2 protein-coding genes are annotated in these 1,276 nt (G+C 65.8%); both read left to right on the top strand.

Features of this window, described 5'->3' with window-relative positions; genetic code table 11:
- Nucleotides 1-656, top strand: a 656-nt coding sequence (locus AC1DKV_RS40435; protein WP_477139762.1) for a bacteriophage T4 gp5 trimerisation domain-containing protein, incomplete at its 5' end; no start/stop codon positions are given.
- The coding region (locus AC1DKV_RS40430; protein WP_477139761.1) for a DUF4123 domain-containing protein at nucleotides 653-1,276 on the top strand (624 nt) is incomplete at its 3' end. The genes AC1DKV_RS40435 and AC1DKV_RS40430, both read left to right, overlap by 4 nt.

Below are 1,276 nucleotides of genomic sequence, written 5' to 3'. Positions count from 1 at the left end.
GCTTCGAGGATGAGAAGGACCAGGAGGAAATCTTCGTCCACGCGCAGAAGGACCAGAACCTCCACGTCAACCACGACGAAACCACCTTCGTCGGGCATGACMGCAGCGAGCAGGTGCAGCACGACGAGATCATCGCCATCGGACATGACCGCAGGGAAACGGTGGGCAACGACGAGCAGGTGACCATCGGCCAGGATCGGCGCCACGACGTCGGCCAGGACGACTTCCAGACTGTCGGGCGCAATCACACGATCCGCATCGGCAAGGATCGCACTGAGGAGGTGGGTAATAACCGCCGCGACAAGACCACGGCCAACCACTGGGTGGAGATCGGTGGGCACCGCGAAACCACCGTGCAGGGCCACGACAAACTGCAAGCCGGGCAAAGCATCGAGCGCAAGACCGCGCGCTACGAACTACAGGCCGGCCAGGTGGCCCGCCTGCGCGGCCCCGGCGGCACCATCACGCTGGACGACAGCGGCATCACCGTGGACGGCATAGCKATCCATCTCAAGGGACCGTTGAACCAACAGGCCGGAGGCGGGGGCAACACCACCGCCGTTGACGGCACGCCCGCCGCCGGCGAGCCCATTTGTATCAGTTGCTGGCTCAAAGCTGCCGTCCAGCGCAAAGCCCTGATGAAGGTGGACGCATGATCGCCCACCAGCTCTTGCAGGCATTCAGCGAAGACCTGCACTATAACGCCGCCGCACGGCCGTGTTACTTGATGGCCTTGATCGACATGGCGATGTTGACCCCAGCGCAACGCGAACAAGTGACCGCGCGTTTCGAGGGATTGCTGCACCCTMTGCTGCTCGACCCGGACTATGCCACGCTGCAACCCTTGGGCGCGATGCTGGCTGGCACGGGCGAAAGCAGCCCGGCCGGCTTCGACACCCTCATCGCCAAGGCCAGCGGCTACGGCACCGACGTGATCCAGGCCTGGGTGACCAGCCTGTGGCCTCCCGATATGCTGGCCGGCCACCTCAGCCACGCCACTTTCGCGCAAGGCGGCGAAGGCGAACGCTACCTGCTGCGCTATTACGATCCCCTGGTCCTGCCGGTMCTGCACCGCGCGGCCAGCCCGGCCTGGGTGGGCTGGTTCTTCGCTCCCTTCCTGTCCTGGTGGTTTGCCGGCGCCACGCCGGAACACCCGCGCTGGAGCCGCATCMCCGGCGGCGCGCGCCTGCCGCAGCCGTCGCCGCCGGCGCTGACATTGACCGATGCCCTGTGGGAAGCCCTGGTTTCCGATCCGTTGCCGCATCAGTTGCTGCAC

It is taken from the genome of Cupriavidus sp. 05T41, assembly GCF_056396525.1.
Note: the sequence above shows the minus strand (reverse complement) of the source record. Positions and strands in the feature narration are given on the sequence as shown.